The following is an 18,424-nucleotide window of genomic DNA, read 5'->3' as shown; positions in this document are numbered from 1 at the left end:
CTGCCAGAACAGGGACGGCAGCCTCAGCCGGCCATAGAAGGCCAGGGTCGACAGGAGCATCCCGCCCCACAGCAGGTAGAAGAACCTCAGCGCTCGGAAGAGGACGTCCCAGGCGAAGGGACGGGGTCGGTGGGCAGGCATGGAGGGATCAGCATACCGTGGCCTGCTTTTCAGTCATCCCCCGGAAGCTCGATGAAGAAGCGGGTGCCTTCAGTCCAGTTGGTGGTGAAGCCCACCTGTCCACCCAGGACTGTCTCGCCCAGCAGCTTCATCCCGTAGGTGCCCAGGCCGCGGCCACGGTTCGCCTTGGTGCTGAAGGACCGCTGGAACACACGGTCCGCCACCTCGGGGGCCATGCACCCGGGGTTCTCGACGACATAGCGGGGCCGTCCCGAGCGGCGCTCAAACCAGATTCGGGCGAGTCCCCCAGGTGGCAGGGCCTCCACCGCGTTCACCGCCATGTTGCTGAGGACCCGGCCGAGAATCGCCGGGTCGGTGCGCAGGAATCCAGCGCCTGGCGCGGGCGGCATCCGGACCAACCGGGAGACCAGGGACGCGCCGAGGGTCCGTTCCAGTTCATCCAGCACGGCTTCGCCGGCCACGCTTTGCAGGTCAGGCACCAGCTCGCCACACTCAGCCTGGAGGAGGCGCCGCTGGGCATCCACCTCAGCGGTCAGATGACCTGCCATGTCGAGCACGTGCCCAGCCACTGACGCGGCATCGGCACCGGCGCCCTGGAGGATCTCCGCCCAGCCCTTCAGGCCCTGGAGAGAGTTCATGAGGTCATGGATGAAGATGCGCTCCAGGGTCTCCCGCCGTTTTTGGGCGCTGATGTCCCGGAGGGTGAGCAGGGTCAGGGCGTGCCCGGCGACCACGAGGGGCGAAGAGCGCACCCCGAACTCCCGAGCCTCCCAGCGCCCTTCCCGCTGCAGGCTGATCAGGCACTCGCCCTCGGAGACCTGCCCCGTGGCCTGGGTCGCAAGAATGGACAGCAGCGCCCCGCAGCGCCGACAGGCCCGGGAACTGCCACAGCCATCGGGTCCCTCGCAGGCGTGGACACACTCCAGGGTCTCGCCGATCCTCAGGCCCTGGCATCGGGCTGGCCCCTCCAGGGTCAGGGCATCCAGCAACACGGGATTGGCCGCGAGAATCTGGCGCTGGGAATTGAGGATCACCGCATAGCTGTCCACGGCCTCCAGCACCGCATGAACCGTCGCATCATCGAGGCAGAGGTTGGCCTGTACCTTAAGCTTCGCCGGCGTGGCCCGGCCCGGAGGCGCGAAAACGCCTCCCTGCCCTGACGGCCCACCTTCCAGAATCATAGATGCCTCGTAAGACAAGTATGTAGGGCACGCACCAATCATCAATAAGGGGTTTCCCTACTTTTAGCTCTGAATTGTTCGGCCTTCAGCCGTGCAGAACTTGCCACCCTAGGCGAAGGATCAGGGCCCCCACGACCCCGATGAACACACCCCGGACCCACCGGCTGCCCTTGCTCAGCGCCACGTGGGCCCCCAAGTAGCCGCCCACCCCGTTGGCAGCGGCCATGCCGAGGGCCACGGAGGGTAGCCAGCTGCCCTGCCAGACGAACAGGCCCATGGCGGTCAGGTTCGAGGCCCAGTTGACGCTCTTGGCCAGGGCCGAGGCCCGCAGGAAGTCGAAGCCCAGGATCGCTACGAAGAGAAAGATCAGAAGGGAACCCACACCTGGGCCGAAGAAGCCGTCGTAGAAGCCGAGGCAGAAGGCGATGAGCGCGGCCAGGCCTCGCTGGTGGCTGAGGCCGAAGCGCGGGGCGTGCAGGTTCCCCATGTCCGGCTTCAGCAGCGTGAAGGCCAGCATCACCACCAGCAGGCCGAACATCACCGGTCGCAGGAAATCCCCATGCACCCGGTAGGTGAGCCACACGCCACCGGAGGCCCCGATGGCCGAGGCGGCCACGGGACCGAGCATCTCGCGCCAGGAGAGCGTCCCGGAGCGCAGGAACTTCCCCGCCGCCATGGTGGCTCCGGTGACTGCCACCACTTTGTTGGTCCCGAGCAATGTTGGCAGCGGCGTGCCGGAAGGCAGGGCGATCATCAGCGCCGGGATCGTGATCAGGCCACCCCCGCCCACGATGGCATCAACGAAGCCCGCCAGCAGGGAGGCGAGCATGAGGAGGAGCAGGACGGGAAGACTGAGCACGGGCTCAGACTTTGAGGATCTCCGCCTCTTTGTGCTTCATGGCCTCGTCGATCTCCTTGATGTGGGCGTCCGTCAGCTTCTGGATGTCGTCCAGGCACTTCTTGGCCACGTCCTCGGAGATGTGGGCCTCCTTGGCCTTCTCAAGTTTCTTTACGTCCTCGTTGGCATCGCGGCGGATGTTGCGCACGCCGGTCTTGATCTCTTCGCCCAGCCGATGGAGCACCTTCACCAGGTCCCTTCGACGTTCCTCGGTGAGCATGGGGATGGGCAGGCGGATCACGTTGCCGTCGTTACCGGGGTTGATGCCCAGCTCGGACTTGAGGATGGCCGTCTCGATGGCCTTGATGCTGCTCTTGTCGAAGGGCTGGATCACGAGCATCCCGGCCTCGGGGACGGAGATCGTGGCCATCTGGTTCACAGGCACCACCGAGCCGTAGTAGTCCACGTGGACGTTGTCCAGCAGGCTGGCATTGGCCCGGCCGGTGCGGATGGTGGCCATCTCCTTCTTCAGCGCCTCCACGGACGCATGCATGCGGCGCTTCGTCTCCTGCAGGATGGCATCGGGGGTCTGGGCGGTCATGGGCACCTCGAAAGCACGTGAATCTCTCCTTTATACCCCATGAAGCCAGCGGTTCCATGCGTGCTAGAGTGGGGGCACTTTCCCGAGGTCCCCATGCGCATGCTCCGCCTGTTGGTCCCCTTGGCAGCCCTGGCCTTGAACGCGGCCCCGTCCGACATGGCGCTCGCCAGCGCGGATGGCTATGCCCTCAGGGGCACCCTCACCCTCCCCGGAACCAAGGGCAAGGTGCCCGTGGTCATTCTCGCCCATCAGTTCGGTGCCGACCGCACCGGCTGGGCGCCCCTGGCCGAACGGCTCGCGGCCCGTGGCATCGGCACCCTGGCCCTGGACCTCCGTGGGCATGGCGCCAGCACCAAGAAGAACGGCGTCGATGTGGCCGTCACCAGCGACTTCATGGCCTCTGCCAAGGCCGTGGGTTTCACCCAAATCCCCGCCGACCTGGCCCAGGCCGCCGCTTGGCTCCGCAAGCAGCCCGGCGTGGACGGCCGTCGCATCGGCCTTGCGGGCTCCAGCGTGGGGGCCTTCTCCGTGCTCCTGGCCGCCCCCGAGGTGAAGCCCGTGGCAGTGCTCAGCCTGAGCGCCGCCGGCACCGGCGCCTTCGGAGCGGATGCCCGGGAGGGGCTCAAGGGCGCCACCCTGCGAGGCAAGGCCTCCACCCTGGTACTGGCCTCGAAGGGTGACAAGGACGCCTTTGAGAATGCGCAGGCCCTGAAGGACCTGCCCGGCGTCTCCCTCAGCCTCAAGGAAGGTGACGAGCACGGCTTCGACTACTTCAAGACCCGCGCCGACCTCATGGCCGTCTTCTTCGGTGAGTACCTCACCTACCACCACACGGGCAAGGCCTACGTCCCCGCCGCCCCGAAGAAGCCCACCACGCCAGGCAACGTCATCAACGACCAGACCGTGGCCAGCCAGAAAGCCCAAGCCCCCAAGTAGGCTCGATCCGGAGGTCCCATGACCCCCACTCGACGCTGGGTGGTGCACCTCCTGGGCGGCATCCTCATGCTGTGCCCCCTTGCCTGCTCAGGCCCCCGGCGGCTGGAGACGCGCCTGGGCGGTCGGTCGATGGAGGACCTGCGCGCCGAAGCCCGGAAGTTGGAGGGCCGCTGGCAGGTGGAGCTGTTGCTGCCAGCCGGCACGTGGATGGTCGAGACCGGGGAGGGCCAGACCTTCGACATGATCCCCAACGAACCAAGGGCGACCCTCCGTTGGACGGTCGCCCCTGATCGCTGGTCCCAGCAGGACCGCCCTTTGCGCTTCGACCTGGTCGGAGCGGGAGGTCTGCGCCTCTCCTTTTCCGTGGTCTACCCAAACACCCTGCCAGGTGGAAATGTCATGGTGGACGTCTGGCGGGTGCTCACCAGCGTGAAGTAGCCCAGGCCCTAGTGGAACTGCTGAGCCTCGGTGGAACCCGCCAAGGCCAGCGTGGAGGCGAGGCCGCCGCTGATGGCCTGGGCCACCTCGTCGAAGTAGCCGGTGCCCACTTCCCGCTGGTGCTTGGTGGCGGTGTAGCCCTTCGCTTCGGACGCGAACTCGGCCTCCTGCAGGCGGGAGTAGGCGGTCATGTGCTCGGTGCGGTAGGCGTTGGCCAGCTCAAACATGCCGTGGTTGAGGCTGTGGAAGCCAGCCAGGGTGATGAACTGGAACTTGTAGCCCATGGCCCCCAGTTCGCGCTGGAACGTGGCGATCTCCTCATCGGAGAGCTTCTTCTTCCAGTTGAAGGAGGGCGAGCAGTTGTAGGCCAGCAGCTTGCCGGGGAACTCGGCATGGACACCCTCGGCGAACTCGCGGGCCTCTTTCAGGTCGGGCGTGGAGGTCTCGCACCAGATCATGTCGCAGTAGGGCGCGTAGGCCTTGGCCCGGGCGATGGCCATCTCGACGCCGCCGGTGATGCGATGGAAGCCCTCGGGGGTGCGCTCGCCCGTGAGGAAGGGCTGGTCGCGCTCGTCGATGTCCGAGGTGATGAGGCGGGCGGAATCAGCGTCCGTGCGGGCGATGACCAGGGTGGGCACGTCCATGACGTCCGCTGCGAGACGGGCCGCCACCAGGGTGCGGATGAAGTGGCCGGTGGGGATGAGCACCTTGCCGCCCAGGTGGCCGCACTTCTTCTCGCTGGAGAGCTGGTCCTCGAAGTGGACGCCCGCGGCGCCCGCCTCGATCATGCCCTTCATCAGTTCAAAGGCATTCAACGGCCCGCCGAAGCCCGCCTCCGCATCGGCCACGATGGGCAGGAACCAGTCCCGGGTGATGCCACCTTCGCCATGCTCGACCTGGTCCGTGCGCTGGAGAGCGTTGTTCAGCCGCTTGACCAGGGCCGGCACAGAGTTGGCCGGGTAGAGGCTCTGGTCCGGGTAGGACTGGCCCGAGAGGTTGGCGTCTGCCGCCACCTGCCAGCCGGAGCAGTAGATGGCCTTCAGCCCCGCCTTGGCCATCTGGACCGCCTGCCCGCCCGTCATGGCGCCGAGGGCGCGGGTGGGCTCCTCGTTCTGGAGCAGCTTCCAGAGCTTGCGGGCCCCCAGCTTGGCAATCGTGTGCTCGATGCGGAGGCTGCCGCGGAGCTTCTTCACGGTCTCGGCCGTGTAGGGCCGGGTGAGGCCTTCCCAGCGGTGGGCCGAGAAGTCGTCTTCGATGGGGGGGATGGGGAACTGGGGGGTCATGGGGCACCTCGGAAAGGGTTATGGGTGGCGTGATGTCAAAGATTGACCTATTCTGGTTCAAGTCAATGAACAGCTGATTTGATAGGGGTTGAATTGAAAATTTCAGTCAATTTTCTCCATTGATTCTGTAAATTGATGTAAACGAGGTCCCCATGCCATCCGCCGCGCCCACCAAGTCCGCCGCCCGTCTTGGCGCCAAGATCCGCCTCCTCCGCCGCCAGGAGGGCCTGAGCCAGGTCCAGTTGGCCGAGGCGCTCGGCATCAGCCCCAGCTACCTGAACCTCATCGAGGGCAACAAGCGGCCCCTCACCGCCCCCCTCCTCATCCGCCTGGCCCAGCAGTTCAAGCTGGACCTGAAGGCCCTGGCCCCGGAGGAGGACCAGCGCCTGTCGGACGATCTCATGGAGGTCTTCGGCGACCCTCTGTTCGAGCCGCTGGGACTGCAGGCCCAGGACGTGCGCGAGCTGGTGCAGAACAGCCCTGACCTGGCCCGCGGGGTCTTCGAGCTCTACCGCGCCTTCCAGCATGCCCAAGACAGCCTCGGCACACTCTCCTCCAAGCTCAGCGATGGCCAGGGCTTCGATCCCGAAGCCACGCGGCTGCCCTCGGAGGAGGTCGGCGACTTCATCCAGCAGGCCATGAACCACTTCCCGGAGCTGGAAGCCGAGGCGGAAGCGCTCTGGGCCAGCGCCAGCCTGGATGTCGATCACCCCTACCCCGGGCTGGTATCCGTGGTCGAGGCGCGCGGCATCACCGTGAAAATCCACCGGGTGTCCGACGGCCCGGGCCTGCTCCGCCGCTTTGATCCGGACCGCCGCACCCTCAGCCTGTCCGAGCTGCTGCCTCAGCGCAGCCGCACCTTCCAGCTGGCCCACCAGCTGGCCCTGCTCGAGCACAGCGACCTGCTGGAGCGCCTCACCGCCCACCCGCTGCTGCGCACCCCCTCGTCGAAGGCCCTGGCCCGGGTCGCGCTGGCCAACTACTTCGCCAGCGCCGTGCTGATGCCCTACGAGCGCTTCCTCAAGGCCGCCAGGTCGGAGCGCTATGACATCGACATCCTGGCCAAGCGGTTCCAGGCCAGCTTCGAGCAGGTGTGCCATCGCCTCACCACCATGCGCCGTCCCGGCCTGGAGGGCGTGCCCTTCCACTTCCTGCGCATCGACATCGCCGGGAACATCTCCAAGAGCTTCTCCGCCTCGGGCATCCGTTTCGCGCGCTTCTCCGGCGCCTGCCCCCGCTGGAACGCCCACGCCGCCTTCCTCACGCCGGGTCTCATCCGCACCCAGATCAGCGAGATGCCCGATGGCCGCAAATACTTCTGCATCGCCCGCACCCTGCAGAAGGACACCGGGGGCTACCGCGGCCAGCACGCCATGCAGGCAGTGGGCCTGGGCTGCGAGATGGGCCACGCCAAGGACCTCATCTACGCCGACGGCCTGCGCCTCGATCAGCCCCCCGTGCCCATCGGCGTCACCTGCCGCCTCTGCGAGCGCACAGACTGCGAGCAACGCGCCTTCCCGCCCCTGCAGCAGGCCTTCAAAGTCGAGGAGAACCTGCGCCGGACCAGCTTCTACGCCCGCATCGAAGGCTCTTGATCACCCCTTGGCGAGCCGCCCCGCCGGTTCCTCGATCCAGCGATGGACCGCCGCCGCCGCGAGGACGGCGAGACCCAGTGACAGCAAGAACCCGAGGCGCCCCTGCACGTGCGGCGCTACCAGCTTCATGGTGAATGGGTGGAGGAGGTACAGTCCGTAGCTCCAGGCGCCCAGGCGCGTGAGGACCTTGCCAAACCAGCCTGGCTTGCCATCCCGGGTGAAAGCCGCCAGAGCCACCAGGACGGTGATGATTAGCAGGTAGCGGTACCGGAGCCAGCCGGTCAGGGCCACCAGGTGGTCGAAGAACTGGGGGGTGGGCCGCAGCAGCAGCCACAGCAGCGGCAGGGCGATGAGCAGGGCGACCTTGGGATCCAACCGCTCCTCTGTGCGGGCGTGCAGTCCCGCCAGCAGGCCACCCCAGGCCAGCAGGAAGACCTGGTTGGGTGCCTGGACATAGGTGTGGAACTGGTTCCAGCGCGGCTGGTCCATGACGCCGTAGAGCGTGGACGGCAGGCTCCACAGCCAGAGCCCCACGGCCAGCGTCGCCAGGAACACCAGACCGCCGCGAGGGCCTGCCTTCTCCCGCAGCCAGGCCAGCGCCGGGTAGGCGTAGTAGAGCAGCGAGACCAGCCCCACGTACCAGCCGCCGGTCACCAGGGCGTGGTTGGGGTGGAAGGCGCCGAAGGTGAGCGTCAGGTTCTCGAGCAGGAAGCGGGGCGTCGGACCGGGGCCCATGCCCAGGCGGAAGGCCACATTCAGCGCGCAGGCCAGGTAGAACACTGGTGCCAGCCGCAGGAAGCGCCGGAACCAGAAGCGCCAGACCCCCTCCTTCTGAATCCGCTCCCAGGTCGCAGTACGGAAAAGTAGGAATCCGCTCAGCACGAAGAAGGCTGAAACGCCGTAGTTCCCCAGTTTCGCCAGGGCCATGTTCTGGCCTGAACCCGACTGGGTCAGGTCGTACCACACGCTGAGGTGGTAGACCGCCACGCAGAGTGCCAGGATGCCGCGAAGGGGATCCAGGAAGCCGAGGCGGCCCTTGGGCCTAGCGGTAGCGGACAATGCCCGAACCGGCGGTCAGGCGCCCCAGCACCCAGGCAGGCTCTTCGGCGGCGTGGAGCTCGTCCAGCACCTCCTGGGCCCGGTCGGCCTTCACCACGAGCACCATGCCCACCCCCAGGTTCAGGGCCTGACGGGCATCGTCGATACCAAGGCCACCCTTCTCCATGAGGAAGGTGAATAGCGCCGGAATTTGCCAGCTGGCGGTGTCGATCTCGGCATCCAGCGTTCCGGGCAGCACGCGGGGGATGTTGTCCGTGAGGCCGCCCCCCGTGATGTGGGCCATGGCCACCAGCTTGTGCGCCTTCACCAGGGGCATGACCTGGCTCAGGTAGCTGCGATGGATGGCCAGGAGGGCCTGGGCGACGGTTTGCGTGGTGCCGGGCAGGGTGTCGGCCACGCCGAGCTTCTCCAGCTCGAAGCAGACCTTGCGGGCCAGGGAATAGCCGTTGGTGTGGAGGCCCGAGCTGGGCAGGCCCAGCAGCACGTCGCCGGCGGCCATGGCGTCCAGGCGCGGCAGGAGGTCCGCCTCGTCCACCACGCCCACGATGGTGCCGGCCACATCGACCTCACCCTCGGCGTAGACGCCGGGCATCTCCGCCAACTCGCCGCCGATGAGGGCCGAAGCCGAGTTCTTGCATGCGGTGGCCATGCCCTTCACGATCTGCTCGATGACCTCGGGCTCCAGCTGCTGGGCCGCGATGTAGTCCAGGAAGAACAGGGGTCGGGCGCCCTGGACGAGGATGTCGTTGATGCAGTGGTTCACCAGATCCTGCCCCACGGTGTCCCAGATGCCAGCGCGGCGGGCCACCTTCATCTTGGTCCCCACGCCGTCCATGCTGCTGACAAGGATGGGCTTGGCCTCGGGGAACCGGGCGTCGAAGAGCCCGCCGAACAGCCCGATGTCACTGCGGACGCCGGGGGTCTTCGTGGCCTTCACGAGGGGCTTGATGCGACGCAGGGCCTCGTCCTGGCGGTTGATGTCCACGCCGCTGGACGCGTAACTGACCTTCTGGCTCATCGCCCCTCCCGAATCCACCATGATCCCACAGGGATCTTTTCCCTCCGAGGCCAAACCTTCCCGCAGGAACGGCCTATCTTTGAAGGTGTATGGACGCCCTCTCCCTCAGCCCCCTCGGTCCGGCCACCCTCAGCGGCCTGAGCGCCCTTCGCCCCCTTCAGCCCCTGCCCATCCAGGAAGCCAAGGCCCCTGGATCCAGCGCCCTGGCCATCCAGGACGTGGCCCAGGGCCTGTTCCAGCGGGCCCTCCAGGCCAGCACCGCCTTTCCGATCTCTGAACCAGGTGGTGGCAATGTCGGGTTTGGCCAGGCGGCCACGGCCTCCCTTCTCGCCTCCCTGACGGCTCCCCAGGCCCCAGCCAGCGCCACTCCCGTTCCCAACGCCACCACCCAGGCCATCTCCCAGGCCGCCCCCTCCACCGCCCCCAGTGCCACGCCCCCGGCGGCCGTCCTGACGGATACCCCCATCACCCAGGATGCCTTTGCCAACAGCTCCTCCCTGGAGTTCGCCCTGCAGGCGGCCCTGCGCTTCGGGGCCGGGGTGGCCGGCCAGGGGTCGCTTGCCGGCCCAAGTGCGGACTTGAGTACCGGTCTGATCCGGGACGCCGCCACCGTGCAACGCCTGGGCAACCTGCAAGGCCAGGCCGGAGCCCCCGGATCCGAGGCCTTTGCCCTGCCCCAGGCCTCCATCGCCCGAGTGCTGAGGAACTACGAGGTCAACCCGATGCCCGCGATCACCTCGGATGCAAGCCGAGTTGACCTCTTCGCCTAAGGTTTAATCAGGCAGAGATCAGGGCAGAAACGCCTCATTTTTCCGGCCAGACCTGCCGATGGTAACCAGGAGGAGGGTCCATGAGCGTGAATCCGATCAGTGCCCTCTCTTCCTATGCCTACCAGAGCGCCCTCGGTCAGACCGGCAGCACCAGCCAGGCCATGTCCAAGGGACTGGCTATGGTCCAGTCGCAGGTGGCGGAGGCCCGCACCCTCCTCTCGAATGCCGGCTCGACCGACCCGCTGGCCGCCCTGGCTGGGAGTTCCAGCCGCTCGGCCCTGGCCTCCTTGACCTACGCTGCCTCGGCATCGGCTGGGAACGGTTCCTCCGCCGTGCAGGATCTCTTGTCCTCCCTCAGTGGAGGCCAGGGAAAGGCCTCCTCGGCCGTCTCCCCCCTTCCCTGGTCCGTGGCCATGCTGTCGCCCTCCTCCGCCCAGGCCCTGGTGCGCTACGCCTACGACCAGAGCCAGAACCCGAATCACACCGCAGCCCAGACCGCCGCAGCCGGCCAGCAGTCACAGTTGGCCTCAGGCCTGAACCTGCTGGCCTGAACTGGAGTCGGGCAAGCGTAGACTGGCGGAACCATGTCCGAGCCGCCCGTCATCCCCTTTGATCGCGCCGCCACAGAGGCCGCCGTCCGCGCGCTGCTGTGCGGTCTCGGCCAGGATCCGGGAGCCCCGGAGCTCCAGGACACCCCCGCCCGGGTCTCGGAGTACTGGGCCGAACGGTTGGCGGGCTACGGCGTGGACCTAGGCTCCGAGCTGAAACCCCTGCCGGGCGACCTGGCACCGGTGCCGGTCATCCTTGAGCGCATCCCCTTCGTGAGCACCTGCGAGCACCATCTGGCCCCGTTTGAAGGCCATGCCACCGTCGGCTACCTGCCGGGGGAGGGTGGCACCGTGGGCCTCAGCAAGCTCGTGCGGGTGGTGCAGGCCTACGCCTGGCGCCTGCAGGTGCAGGAGCGCATGGCCCAGCAGATCGCCGAGGCCCTCCAGACCCACCTCCGACCCGCAGCCTGGGGCGTCCAGCTGGTGGCCGTCCACACCTGCATGGCCCACCGCGGCGTGAAGACTCCGGGCGTGCCCGTACGGACCACCCTGCTGGGGGGAACCTGGGGCATGACTCCACCTCCGCCCTTCCGGTCCTGAGGAGCCGCCGGTGTTTCGAGTCACCTCAGACCCTGAGCGCAACCGGCTCTACATCACCTTAGCCGGGCACATCGAGGGACCTGAGCGCCAGGAGGCCATGAAGGCCTTGATCGCAGAGACAGCCAAGCTGTCGGAAGGCTTCGGCGTGGTCAGCGACATCTCAGCCCTTCATGCTTCCAACGAGGAGGGGTTCAAGGATCTACTGCGCGTGAAGGCCGCCCTGAAGCTCAAGGGCGCCGGGCCCATCGTTCGGGTGGTGAAGATCCCCTTGAGCCGAATCCAGTTCGAGCGGATCACCGAAGCCGCGGGCTACCGCGCGGAAGAAACCCACAGCCTCGAGGAGGCGGATCGCCGCCTGGATGAGCTGCAGGCAGGGACGAAACCCTAGACCACCCCGCCGCCCCGGCCGCCGCAGAACCTCCCGGCCCACGCTTGCTGGAGCATCCAATGCAGTTCAACGAGTTCGGAAGGACGGGTCTGAAGGTCTCGCCTCTCGGGTTCGGCGCCATGCACCTCAACGATGGCCGCGTCACCGAGTCAGAGGCGGCTCACCTGCTGAACGCGGTGCTGGACCTGGGTGTGAACCTCATCGACACGGCGCGCGGCTACGGTCTGTCGGAGGAGCGGATCGGCCGCCACCTGGCCCACCGGCGCCAGGAGTTCCTGCTCTCCACCAAGGTGGGCTATGGCATTCCCGGCGTGCCGGACTGGACAGGGCCCTGCATCAAGGCTGGTGTCGAGGCCGCCCTCAGGCGCCTGCGCTGCGAGCGGCTGGACATCGTCCACCTGCACTCCTGCCCGTTGGCCATCCTCGAACGGGGCGAGGTCATCGAGGCCCTGGAGGCCTGCGCCCGGGTCGGCACCGTGGGTGTGGTGGCCTATTCCGGCGACAACGCCGAGTTGGACTTCGCCACGTTCTCCGGCCGCTTCGGCTCCGTGCAGACCTCCATCAGCCTCTGCGACCAGGGGAACCTCGACCAGCGCCTGCCCACCCTCCAGGCCCTCGGCCTGGGGGTGATCGCCAAACGCCCCATCGCCGGGGCCGTATGGGACCAGCCCCTGCGACCTGAGGCCCAGGCCGAGGGCCAGTACTGGGATCGCTGGCAGACCATGGGACTCGGCGCTCCGCCGGAGGCCCACACCTGGAATGAGCTGGCCCTGCGCTTCACCGCCCACTGGCCCGGTGTGGCCAGTAGCATCGTGGGCACCCGCAGCCTGGAGCACTTCAAGGAGAACCTGGCCTGGATCGAGAAGGGTCCTTTGTCCAGGGAGGAGGTGGAACGCTTCAGGGATGCCTACAGGCGCCATGATCAGGGTTGGCCCGGGTTGATCTGACCGCTCACCCTTACACTGTCCCCATGACCCTCCCCACCCCTGAACTAAAGCTCGGCTATGACCTGTTCTCCAAGCTGCTGAACTGGGCGGCGGGCAAGCGGCAGTCGAAGCGCCTGGAAGCCCTGAAATCGGCGGCCTTCCAGGAGCTGCTGAAGGGCGACGCGGCGAACCTGGACCTGGTGGCCTCGGTCCTCAAGGAGATCCACAAGGCCGCGGACACCTCCGCCCAGGCCATCCGCCTCGAAACCCTCTACGACACCGCCACCCAGCCCCCGGCCAAGCCCCGGAAGCCCGAGCGCCGGCGCGCCACCCCAAAGAAGCCCGCCCCCAAGAAGTCCTGACCCGGGAGTCCCCATGTCCCTCAAGCCGCTGGTAGGTCTTGCCCTCATCGCCCTCGGGGCCGCCTCCCTTGCCTGGCCAGAGCTGAGCTACACCAAGGACAGCCACGACGCCAAGCTGGGCCCCCTGGAGTTCACCCTGAAGCAGAAGGAGACCATCCGTGTGCCGGTCTGGGTTGGCCTGGCGGCCATCGCCGGCGGCACCCTGCTGGTCTGGCGCCGGAAGGGCTGAGCCATGTACAGCCTGGCTGTTCCGGTGGCCACCCCATGACAGGTGCAGGCGAACCGCCAGCCTCGCGGATCTTCGTGGATGCCGATGCCTGCCCAGTAAAGGATGAGATCTTCCGGGTCGCCCAGCGCTGCGGCCTGAAGGTGCTGGTCGTGGCGAATTCGCCCTTACGGATCCCCCGCAACCCGCTCTTCGAGGCGGTGGTGGTGGCCCGGGGCCAGTTCGATGGCGCCGACGACTGGATCGTCGAGCAGATCACGGACCGAGACATCGCGGTGACGGCGGACATCCCCCTGGCGGCCCGCTGCCTGGAGAAGGGCGCCCGGGCGCTGGACGCGAAGGGCAAGGTGTACTCGCCCGACTCCATCGGCGATGCCCTGGCGAGCCGCGAGCTCATGGCCCACCTCCGGGCCATGGGCGAGATGGGGGGCGGCCCGCCGCCCTTCACGGCCCGGGACCGCTCGACCTTTCTCCAGCGGCTGGACGACCTCATCCAGGCACAGAGGCGGGTGAAGCGGTAGACTGCAACACGGGCTGAGTCGGCTTCATCCCTTTTTGCGATCGGATCCACCATGGCCAGAAAGCCCAACTACAACTTCGAGAAGCGCCAAAAGGACCTGGCTCGCATCAAGAAGAAAGAAGAGAAGCTGCAGAAGAAGGCGCTGAAGAAGGACGCCCAGGGCAACGACATCCCCGAGACGGAAGAGTCGGAAGAGTCCACGGAAACCGGCGAAACCTCCGAGTCATAGGTCGCGGGATCTCATGGATCAGCCCACCGAAGCCTCCCTGCAGGCCCTCCTGGCCATCCCCGTCGCCGCGCTGGGGACGCTTCATGCGGGGGCTCCCTTCGTGTCCATGGTGCCTGTGGCCCTGGCTCCAGGCGGGACAGGCTTTCTCATCCATGTCAGCCGGCTCGCCCAGCACACCCGAGACATGACCTCGGACCCCCGGGTCAGCCTCATGCTCATGGCGCCGCTCACTGACCAGGACCCCCTGGCCCTGCCCCGCCTGAGCCTCGAAGGGCGGGCCGAGGTGATCACCCCGGAGTCCGGGGTCCATGCCGCCGCCGCCCAGGTCTACCTGGCCCGATTCCCGCAAGCGGAACTGACCCTCGGGCTCGGGGACTTTTCCTTCTTCCTCATCCAGATCGAGGCCGGACGGCTGGTGAGCGGGTTCGGCAGAGCCCTGAGCCTCGAAGCGAACCAGATCCAGGCAGCCCTGGCCCGGGTCTCCAGGCCCGACACTCTCGACATATCGTGATTTCAGGTCCCGGCCAGTCGTGGATTCACCCCCGCGGGCGCGCGATTAAGTTACAGAATTTGTTCAATGATTTGGTTTATTGCTCTGGCACGGGGATGGCACTACCTTGAGGCCGCCGCTCGCGGCCCACAGGAGATGCCATGTCCTTCACCGAGTCCAAGACCCACCAGAACCTCAAGGCCGCCTTTGCCGGCGAGAGCCAGGCGAACCGGCGCTACACCTGGATGGCCCAGGTCGCGGAGAAGGAGGGCCTGCCTGAGGTGGCCAGCCTGTTCAAGCACAGTGCCGATGGTGAGACCGGCCACGCCCTCAAGCACCTCATGTTCCTGGCCGCGCAGGCTGGCGACCCCGCCACGGGCCTGCCCCTGGGCGATACGCTGACCAACCTGAAGTCCGCCGTGGCTGGTGAGACCTACGAATACACGGACATGTATCCCGAGTTCGCCCGCGTGGCGCGGGAGGAGGGCCACGCTGAGATCGCCGCCTGGTTCGAGACGCTGGCTAAGGTGGAGCGCTTCCACGCAGGCCGCTTCCAGGACGCGCTGACCCGGCTCCAGGCCGGCAGCATCGCCAAGCCCGACGCCGACATCGCCAAGCACATCTGAGCCAGCCATGAACCTAGCCTTCGACCCCGCCACCGAACGAGCCCGCTTTGCAGCGCGGCTGGAGTTCCTCACCCGCCAGGCAGCCCTCCGGCTGGACTTGGCCGAGGGCATCACCTTCCAGCCTGAGACCCTCGAAAGCGTGGAGGACCAGATCGTCGAGACCCTCTGGGCCGAAGGCATTTCCCCGGAGTCGGCTTCCCTCGAGGATCTGGCTGAGGCGCGTTCCGCCTTCGCCGCCCTGACTCCGCGCCGGGAGCCGGGAGGCCAGAGCATCGTCGCCACCTTGTTCCTTGGCTTCCCGGATGAGGTGCGCCATGCACGGCTGGCCGCACTCCATGGATTCCCGGATGACCTGCGCCTGGAGCTCAGCGATGGGAAGGTGGCCGTGCCCACAGTGGACCGCGGTACCGCCGGTCCCGAGGACCGCCTGCCCTCGGTGCTGGCCCTGCGCTACCTGATTCCGGACGGCCTCAGCATTGCCGCCCTCGTCTCCAACCACCCCGAAGTCCAGGGCCGCTGGCCCGCACCTGCCGCCTGGGACTCCTGGCCTTCCTGAGGAGAGACCCATGAACCGTTCCGTCATCGATCATCTCAATGCTGAACTGGCCACCGCCTTCGTGCTGGCCCTCAATGCCAAGCGCTACCACTGGACCGTCACCGGCCCCCACTTCCGCGACTACCATCTGCGATTCGAGGATCTCTACACCGCCGCCGACAGCACCGTGGACGAGCTTGCCGAGCGCATTCGAATGGTGGGTGGCATCCCCCTCCACGCCCCGGGCCAGATCGAAGCCCAGACCAAGGCCGCCATCTCCAACCCGGCCACCCGTCTGGACCCCGAGACCATGTTGAAGGAAGCCCTGGCCAACGAAGAGGCCACGGTCTCGCTCCTGCACGAGGGCATCGAGCTGGCCAACGAAGCGGGCGACCCCGGCACCGCCGACCTGCTGACCCGCTTTGTCCAGGTGCACCAGAAGGAAGCCTGGTTCCTCCGGGAGATGCTGGCCTAGCCTGCTTTCTCCAAATTCCGACTTTTTTGGTAAACTACTGTTCCGCGATTCGCGCACCCAAGGAGAAGACCATGGCCTACACCGCCAAGTCCTATGACCACCTGAAGGGCGGGGCCCTGAAGGGGCTCAGCGACGCCCAGCTCGACCAGCACTTCACCCTCTACAAGGGCTACGTCACCAAGCTGAACGAGATCGAAGAGAAACTCGCCACTGCCGACAACACGAAGCCCAATTACTCCTTCAACGATTTCAGCGAGCTGAAGCGCCGCGAGGCTGTGGCCTTCAACGGCTCCTTCCTCCACGAGCTCTACTTCGAGAACCTGGGTGCGGACAGCGACGTCAGCGCCGGCCTCAAGGCCGCCCTGGACGCTGCCGGCGGTCAGGACAAGGTCATCGCCGACCTCAAGGCCACTGCCATGGGTGGCCCCGGCTGGGCCCTGCTCACCCGCAACCGCCGCGACGGCAAGCTGCACACCTACTTCGTCGCGGAGCACCACCTGGGCCTCCCCATCGAGCAGGACCTGCTCGTGGTGCTGGACAGCTGGGAGCACGCCTTTATGGTCGATTACGGCATCGCCCGCGCGAAGTACCTCGAGACCTTCGTCGAGAACATCAAGTGGAGCGAAGTTTCCACGCGTTTCGGCAAGTAGGAGGGCGCGGGCGGCATCGCTCCGCTCTATGCGTGCTCGTGGCTGGGCCCCCACTCGGGGGCCCGGTTTTTCTCCGGGTTGCGCCCTTGAAGTTGGCGTGACGCCGTGCGCCCGGCGGTCCTACCCTGGAGCCATGTAGCGAGGAGGCCAAGGTGGCGAAGGCAACACCCTCCGGGCAAGAGAATCCACTGGGGCCGGAGTTCTTCCGGTTCCTGAAGGACCTGAAGTCGAACAACGAGCGGGCCTGGTTTCAGGAGCACAAAGCCCGCTACGAATCCGAGACCCGTGACCCCGTATTGCGGCTCATCGCCGGGTTCGGCAGACCCCTGGCCGCGATCAGCCGTCACTTCGAAGCCGACCCGCGCCCCGTGGGTGGTTCCCTCTTCCGAATTTACCGCGATACGCGGTTCAGCAAGGACAAGGCGCCCTACAAGACCCATCTCGGCGTCAACTTCCGGCACCGCTCTGAGGCGGCCGGTGGCGTCCACGGACCCGGGTTTTACCTCCACCTCGACCCCGGCGGCTGCTTTGCCGGCGGCGGCCTCTGGCACCCGGAGCCCGAGGCGCTCTTCAAGGTCCGCCAGGCCATCGTCGCCAGGTCCGCGGCCTGGAAGAAGCTCCGCGCCTCGGGCATCGAGATCGAAGGCGAGGCCCTCAAGCGGGTACCCCAGGGCTTCGACCCGGACCACCCCTGCGCCGAGGACCTCAAGTTCAAGGACTTCTACGCAGCCACGGCCTTCACGGACGCCCAGGTGCTCGCCCCGGACTTCCCCGAGCGCCTCGCCCAGGCCTGCCGGGACGCCGCCCCCCTGGTGACCTTCCTCTGCAAGGCCCTCGACCTTCCCTTTTAATTCAGCCCTGGAGCCCCTGGGCCGACCTCGAGGCCCGCAGGACCGCGCGGAACACCTCCTCCACCCCCTGTGGATTAAGGCCTGAGGTCTCAGCCCAGGCCCTCCGGGCCTGGAGCTGAGCGGCCTCGCGCTCCGGGTCGTGAATGGGAAGGTTCAGCTCCGCCTTGGCGCGGCCGGCGCGCAGCACCAGCCCGGTGCGTCTCGCCAGCAGGGCCACCAGCTCCTGGTCCAGGGAGTCGATGTGATCGCGGGCCTCCTGCAGGGCCGGTGAGCGCGTTCCAAGATCGGGAATGGAGAGCTGCTCACCACCACCGGACTCGGCGGCCTCCGCGAGACTTTGGTGAATGGCGGAGAGCGCCTCCAACAGGCCCTCGCGGGCCCCCAGGGCGAAGGGATTCTCGTTCTGCAGGGCCGCGAAGAGATGCCCAGCGTCCTCCCGCACGGATTCAAGCGTTCGCGCAATGGCGTGGAAGGAGGGTGGCGTGAAGGGCAACTCCGCTCCGGCGCCCACCGCCAGCAGCCCCTTGGCGATGAAGAAGGTCAGGGCATGGGTCGTGGCCATCACGCGGTCATGGTCCTCGGGGCTCTGGCGCAGGACCTCGCAGCCCAGGCTTTGGAAGAGGCTCTCGACGCGCTGGGCCGCGGTCGGATGGTGCGGCGAGGCGCAGAGCACCACACGCAAGGGACGCTCGGCCCGGGCCAAGCTGACGGGTCCGAACAGCGGGTGGGTGCCCACATGGGGAATGGCCGTACCCAGGTGCTCCTCCAGGAGGGCGCAGGGCCCCACCTTCACGCTGCCCACGTCGAAGACGAGGTGGTCGGCCCTCAGGTGGGGGCGCAGGGTCCCCAGGAGACTGCCCAGCGCCGGAATCGGCACCGCCAACACCAGAGTGTCCTGGCCTTCAATCAGGTCGTGGAAACCGGCCGTGCGGTGTTCCGCAGGCACCTCCGAAGCCGGATCCCAGGCCCGATAGGCATGGCCGGCCTCGCGGAGGAGCGAACCCAGCGCCCTCCCGAAGCGGCCATAGCCCAGGATGCCGATGCGCATGAATGCTCCAGAGACAAAGGAAAAGCCTACCGCAGCGGCCCCGCCTTGGCCGCCTTGGGATGAAGGCCCGGATTCGCCCCAGAAGTTGAG

At 67.2% G+C, this 18,424-nt stretch carries 25 protein-coding genes; 18 read left to right on the top strand and 7 right to left on the bottom strand.

What is annotated here, in order from left to right; genetic code table 11:
- Positions 1-170: 170 nt before the first annotated feature.
- The 3 genes from WAS25_RS01855 to frr all read right to left on the bottom strand — a co-directional run bounded on the left by WAS25_RS01855 (position 171) and on the right by frr (position 2,761).
- Entirely contained in the window at positions 171-1,322 is a 1,152-nt protein-coding gene (locus WAS25_RS01855; RefSeq protein WP_422309744.1) for a sensor histidine kinase, read from the bottom strand.
- 85 nt (positions 1,323-1,407) lie between these two features.
- Positions 1,408-2,181 carry a TSUP family transporter gene (locus WAS25_RS01850; RefSeq protein ID WP_422309742.1) on the bottom strand — a complete coding sequence of 258 codons (774 nt, stop codon included), beginning with the start codon at positions 2,179-2,181 and terminating at the stop codon, positions 1,408-1,410.
- 4 nt (positions 2,182-2,185) lie between these two features.
- A complete protein-coding gene (gene frr / locus WAS25_RS01845) occupies positions 2,186-2,761 on the bottom strand; it encodes a ribosome recycling factor (RefSeq protein ID WP_422309741.1) in 576 nt (191 codons plus the stop codon).
- A 93-nt stretch (positions 2,762-2,854) separates the two neighbouring features.
- Between frr and WAS25_RS01840 the strand changes: the two genes are divergently transcribed.
- Complete coding sequence (locus WAS25_RS01840; RefSeq protein WP_422309739.1) at positions 2,855-3,697, top strand: alpha/beta hydrolase family protein; 843 nt, start codon at positions 2,855-2,857, stop codon at positions 3,695-3,697.
- 18 nt (positions 3,698-3,715) lie between these two features.
- Positions 3,716-4,135 (top strand): hypothetical protein, encoded by a 420-nt coding sequence (locus tag WAS25_RS01835; RefSeq protein WP_422309737.1) that lies wholly within the window; start codon positions 3,716-3,718, stop codon positions 4,133-4,135.
- 8 nt (positions 4,136-4,143) lie between these two features.
- Here the strand turns inward: WAS25_RS01835 and aceA are convergent, their stop codons facing one another.
- Positions 4,144-5,418, bottom strand: coding sequence for an isocitrate lyase (gene aceA / locus WAS25_RS01830; protein ID WP_422309736.1), 1,275 nt, complete (start codon positions 5,416-5,418; stop codon positions 4,144-4,146).
- A 152-nt stretch (positions 5,419-5,570) separates the two neighbouring features.
- Here aceA and WAS25_RS01825 point away from each other — a divergent pair, with 152 nt between their 5' ends.
- Complete coding sequence (locus WAS25_RS01825) at positions 5,571-7,013, top strand: helix-turn-helix domain-containing protein (RefSeq protein ID WP_422309734.1); 1,443 nt, start codon at positions 5,571-5,573, stop codon at positions 7,011-7,013.
- On the opposite strand, the gene WAS25_RS01820 is transcribed toward WAS25_RS01825, so the two are convergent.
- Positions 7,014-8,072, bottom strand: a complete 1,059-nt coding sequence (locus tag WAS25_RS01820; protein ID WP_422309732.1) for an acyltransferase family protein — start codon at positions 8,070-8,072, stop codon at positions 7,014-7,016.
- A complete protein-coding gene (gene purM, locus WAS25_RS01815; protein WP_422309731.1) occupies positions 8,056-9,090 on the bottom strand; it encodes a phosphoribosylformylglycinamidine cyclo-ligase in 1,035 nt (344 codons plus the stop codon). The genes WAS25_RS01820 and purM overlap by 17 nt, the downstream gene beginning before the upstream one ends.
- Before the next feature lie 89 nt (positions 9,091-9,179).
- On the opposite strand from purM, the gene WAS25_RS01810 reads away from it, so the two are divergent.
- The 15 genes from WAS25_RS01810 to WAS25_RS01740 all read left to right on the top strand — a co-directional run bounded on the left by WAS25_RS01810 (position 9,180) and on the right by WAS25_RS01740 (position 17,286).
- Positions 9,180-9,860, top strand: coding sequence for a hypothetical protein (locus tag WAS25_RS01810; protein ID WP_422309729.1), 681 nt, complete (start codon positions 9,180-9,182; stop codon positions 9,858-9,860).
- A gap of 80 nt (positions 9,861-9,940) precedes the next feature.
- Positions 9,941-10,411, top strand: coding sequence for a hypothetical protein (locus tag WAS25_RS01805; RefSeq protein ID WP_422309727.1), 471 nt, complete (start codon positions 9,941-9,943; stop codon positions 10,409-10,411).
- 33 nt (positions 10,412-10,444) lie between these two features.
- A complete protein-coding gene (gene folE, locus WAS25_RS01800; RefSeq protein WP_422309725.1) occupies positions 10,445-11,008 on the top strand; it encodes a GTP cyclohydrolase I in 564 nt (187 codons plus the stop codon).
- Between the two features lie 10 nt (positions 11,009-11,018).
- Positions 11,019-11,396 carry a hypothetical protein gene (locus WAS25_RS01795; protein WP_422309723.1) on the top strand — a complete coding sequence of 126 codons (378 nt, stop codon included), beginning with the start codon at positions 11,019-11,021 and terminating at the stop codon, positions 11,394-11,396.
- Positions 11,397-11,455: 59 nt separating this feature from the next.
- A complete protein-coding gene (locus tag WAS25_RS01790; RefSeq protein ID WP_422309721.1) occupies positions 11,456-12,343 on the top strand; it encodes an aldo/keto reductase in 888 nt (295 codons plus the stop codon).
- Positions 12,344-12,366: 23 nt separating this feature from the next.
- Positions 12,367-12,684 (top strand): hypothetical protein, encoded by a 318-nt coding sequence (locus WAS25_RS01785; RefSeq protein ID WP_422309719.1) that lies wholly within the window; start codon positions 12,367-12,369, stop codon positions 12,682-12,684.
- 13 nt (positions 12,685-12,697) lie between these two features.
- A complete protein-coding gene (locus tag WAS25_RS01780) occupies positions 12,698-12,913 on the top strand; it encodes a hypothetical protein (protein WP_422309717.1) in 216 nt (71 codons plus the stop codon).
- Positions 12,914-12,948: 35 nt separating this feature from the next.
- Positions 12,949-13,431, top strand: a complete 483-nt coding sequence (locus WAS25_RS01775; protein ID WP_422309715.1) for a YaiI/YqxD family protein — start codon at positions 12,949-12,951, stop codon at positions 13,429-13,431.
- Between the two features lie 51 nt (positions 13,432-13,482).
- Positions 13,483-13,659 (top strand): hypothetical protein, encoded by a 177-nt coding sequence (locus WAS25_RS01770; RefSeq protein ID WP_422309713.1) that lies wholly within the window; start codon positions 13,483-13,485, stop codon positions 13,657-13,659.
- A gap of 13 nt (positions 13,660-13,672) precedes the next feature.
- A complete protein-coding gene (locus tag WAS25_RS01765; RefSeq protein ID WP_422309711.1) occupies positions 13,673-14,170 on the top strand; it encodes a HugZ family protein in 498 nt (165 codons plus the stop codon).
- Positions 14,171-14,310: 140 nt separating this feature from the next.
- Entirely contained in the window at positions 14,311-14,775 is a 465-nt protein-coding gene (locus WAS25_RS01760) for a rubrerythrin family protein (RefSeq protein WP_422309709.1), read from the top strand.
- A 7-nt stretch (positions 14,776-14,782) separates the two neighbouring features.
- Entirely contained in the window at positions 14,783-15,331 is a 549-nt protein-coding gene (locus WAS25_RS01755) for a DUF3501 family protein (RefSeq protein WP_422309707.1), read from the top strand.
- A 10-nt stretch (positions 15,332-15,341) separates the two neighbouring features.
- A complete protein-coding gene (locus WAS25_RS01750; RefSeq protein ID WP_422309705.1) occupies positions 15,342-15,785 on the top strand; it encodes a Dps family protein in 444 nt (147 codons plus the stop codon).
- A gap of 71 nt (positions 15,786-15,856) precedes the next feature.
- A complete protein-coding gene (locus WAS25_RS01745; RefSeq protein WP_422309703.1) occupies positions 15,857-16,435 on the top strand; it encodes a Fe-Mn family superoxide dismutase in 579 nt (192 codons plus the stop codon).
- Between the two features lie 152 nt (positions 16,436-16,587).
- Positions 16,588-17,286 carry a DUF2461 domain-containing protein gene (locus WAS25_RS01740; protein ID WP_422309701.1) on the top strand — a complete coding sequence of 233 codons (699 nt, stop codon included), beginning with the start codon at positions 16,588-16,590 and terminating at the stop codon, positions 17,284-17,286.
- A gap of 1 nt (position 17,287) precedes the next feature.
- On the opposite strand, the gene WAS25_RS01735 is transcribed toward WAS25_RS01740, so the two are convergent.
- Positions 17,288-18,334, bottom strand: a complete 1,047-nt coding sequence (locus tag WAS25_RS01735; RefSeq protein WP_422309699.1) for a prephenate dehydrogenase/arogenate dehydrogenase family protein — start codon at positions 18,332-18,334, stop codon at positions 17,288-17,290.
- Positions 18,335-18,424: the final 90 nt, after the last annotated feature.

This window comes from Geothrix sp. (assembly GCF_049292215.1).
GTDB lineage: Bacteria > Acidobacteriota > Holophagae > Holophagales > Holophagaceae > Geothrix.
Note: the sequence above shows the minus strand (reverse complement) of the source record. Positions and strands in the feature narration are given on the sequence as shown.

Coding starts and splice junctions, on each gene's coding strand:
- aceA (WP_422309736.1), bottom strand. CDS start 5,418: ATGACCCCCCAGTTCCCCATCCCCCCCATCGAAGACGACTTCTCGGCC.
- WAS25_RS01835 (WP_422309737.1), top strand. CDS start 3,716: ATGACCCCCACTCGACGCTGGGTGGTGCACCTCCTGGGCGGCATCCTC.
- WAS25_RS01825 (WP_422309734.1), top strand. CDS start 5,571: ATGCCATCCGCCGCGCCCACCAAGTCCGCCGCCCGTCTTGGCGCCAAG.
- WAS25_RS01840 (WP_422309739.1), top strand. CDS start 2,855: ATGCGCATGCTCCGCCTGTTGGTCCCCTTGGCAGCCCTGGCCTTGAAC.
- WAS25_RS01765 (WP_422309711.1), top strand. CDS start 13,673: ATGGATCAGCCCACCGAAGCCTCCCTGCAGGCCCTCCTGGCCATCCCC.
- WAS25_RS01855 (WP_422309744.1), bottom strand. CDS start 1,322: ATGATTCTGGAAGGTGGGCCGTCAGGGCAGGGAGGCGTTTTCGCGCCT.
- WAS25_RS01805 (WP_422309727.1), top strand. CDS start 9,941: ATGAGCGTGAATCCGATCAGTGCCCTCTCTTCCTATGCCTACCAGAGC.
- WAS25_RS01750 (WP_422309705.1), top strand. CDS start 15,342: ATGAACCGTTCCGTCATCGATCATCTCAATGCTGAACTGGCCACCGCC.
- WAS25_RS01780 (WP_422309717.1), top strand. CDS start 12,698: ATGTCCCTCAAGCCGCTGGTAGGTCTTGCCCTCATCGCCCTCGGGGCC.
- WAS25_RS01810 (WP_422309729.1), top strand. CDS start 9,180: ATGGACGCCCTCTCCCTCAGCCCCCTCGGTCCGGCCACCCTCAGCGGC.
- WAS25_RS01755 (WP_422309707.1), top strand. CDS start 14,783: ATGAACCTAGCCTTCGACCCCGCCACCGAACGAGCCCGCTTTGCAGCG.
- WAS25_RS01745 (WP_422309703.1), top strand. CDS start 15,857: ATGGCCTACACCGCCAAGTCCTATGACCACCTGAAGGGCGGGGCCCTG.
- WAS25_RS01760 (WP_422309709.1), top strand. CDS start 14,311: ATGTCCTTCACCGAGTCCAAGACCCACCAGAACCTCAAGGCCGCCTTT.
- WAS25_RS01790 (WP_422309721.1), top strand. CDS start 11,456: ATGCAGTTCAACGAGTTCGGAAGGACGGGTCTGAAGGTCTCGCCTCTC.
- frr (WP_422309741.1), bottom strand. CDS start 2,761: ATGACCGCCCAGACCCCCGATGCCATCCTGCAGGAGACGAAGCGCCGC.
- WAS25_RS01785 (WP_422309719.1), top strand. CDS start 12,367: ATGACCCTCCCCACCCCTGAACTAAAGCTCGGCTATGACCTGTTCTCC.
- purM (WP_422309731.1), bottom strand. CDS start 9,090: ATGAGCCAGAAGGTCAGTTACGCGTCCAGCGGCGTGGACATCAACCGC.
- WAS25_RS01775 (WP_422309715.1), top strand. CDS start 12,949: ATGACAGGTGCAGGCGAACCGCCAGCCTCGCGGATCTTCGTGGATGCC.
- WAS25_RS01735 (WP_422309699.1), bottom strand. CDS start 18,334: ATGCGCATCGGCATCCTGGGCTATGGCCGCTTCGGGAGGGCGCTGGGT.
- WAS25_RS01770 (WP_422309713.1), top strand. CDS start 13,483: ATGGCCAGAAAGCCCAACTACAACTTCGAGAAGCGCCAAAAGGACCTG.
- folE (WP_422309725.1), top strand. CDS start 10,445: ATGTCCGAGCCGCCCGTCATCCCCTTTGATCGCGCCGCCACAGAGGCC.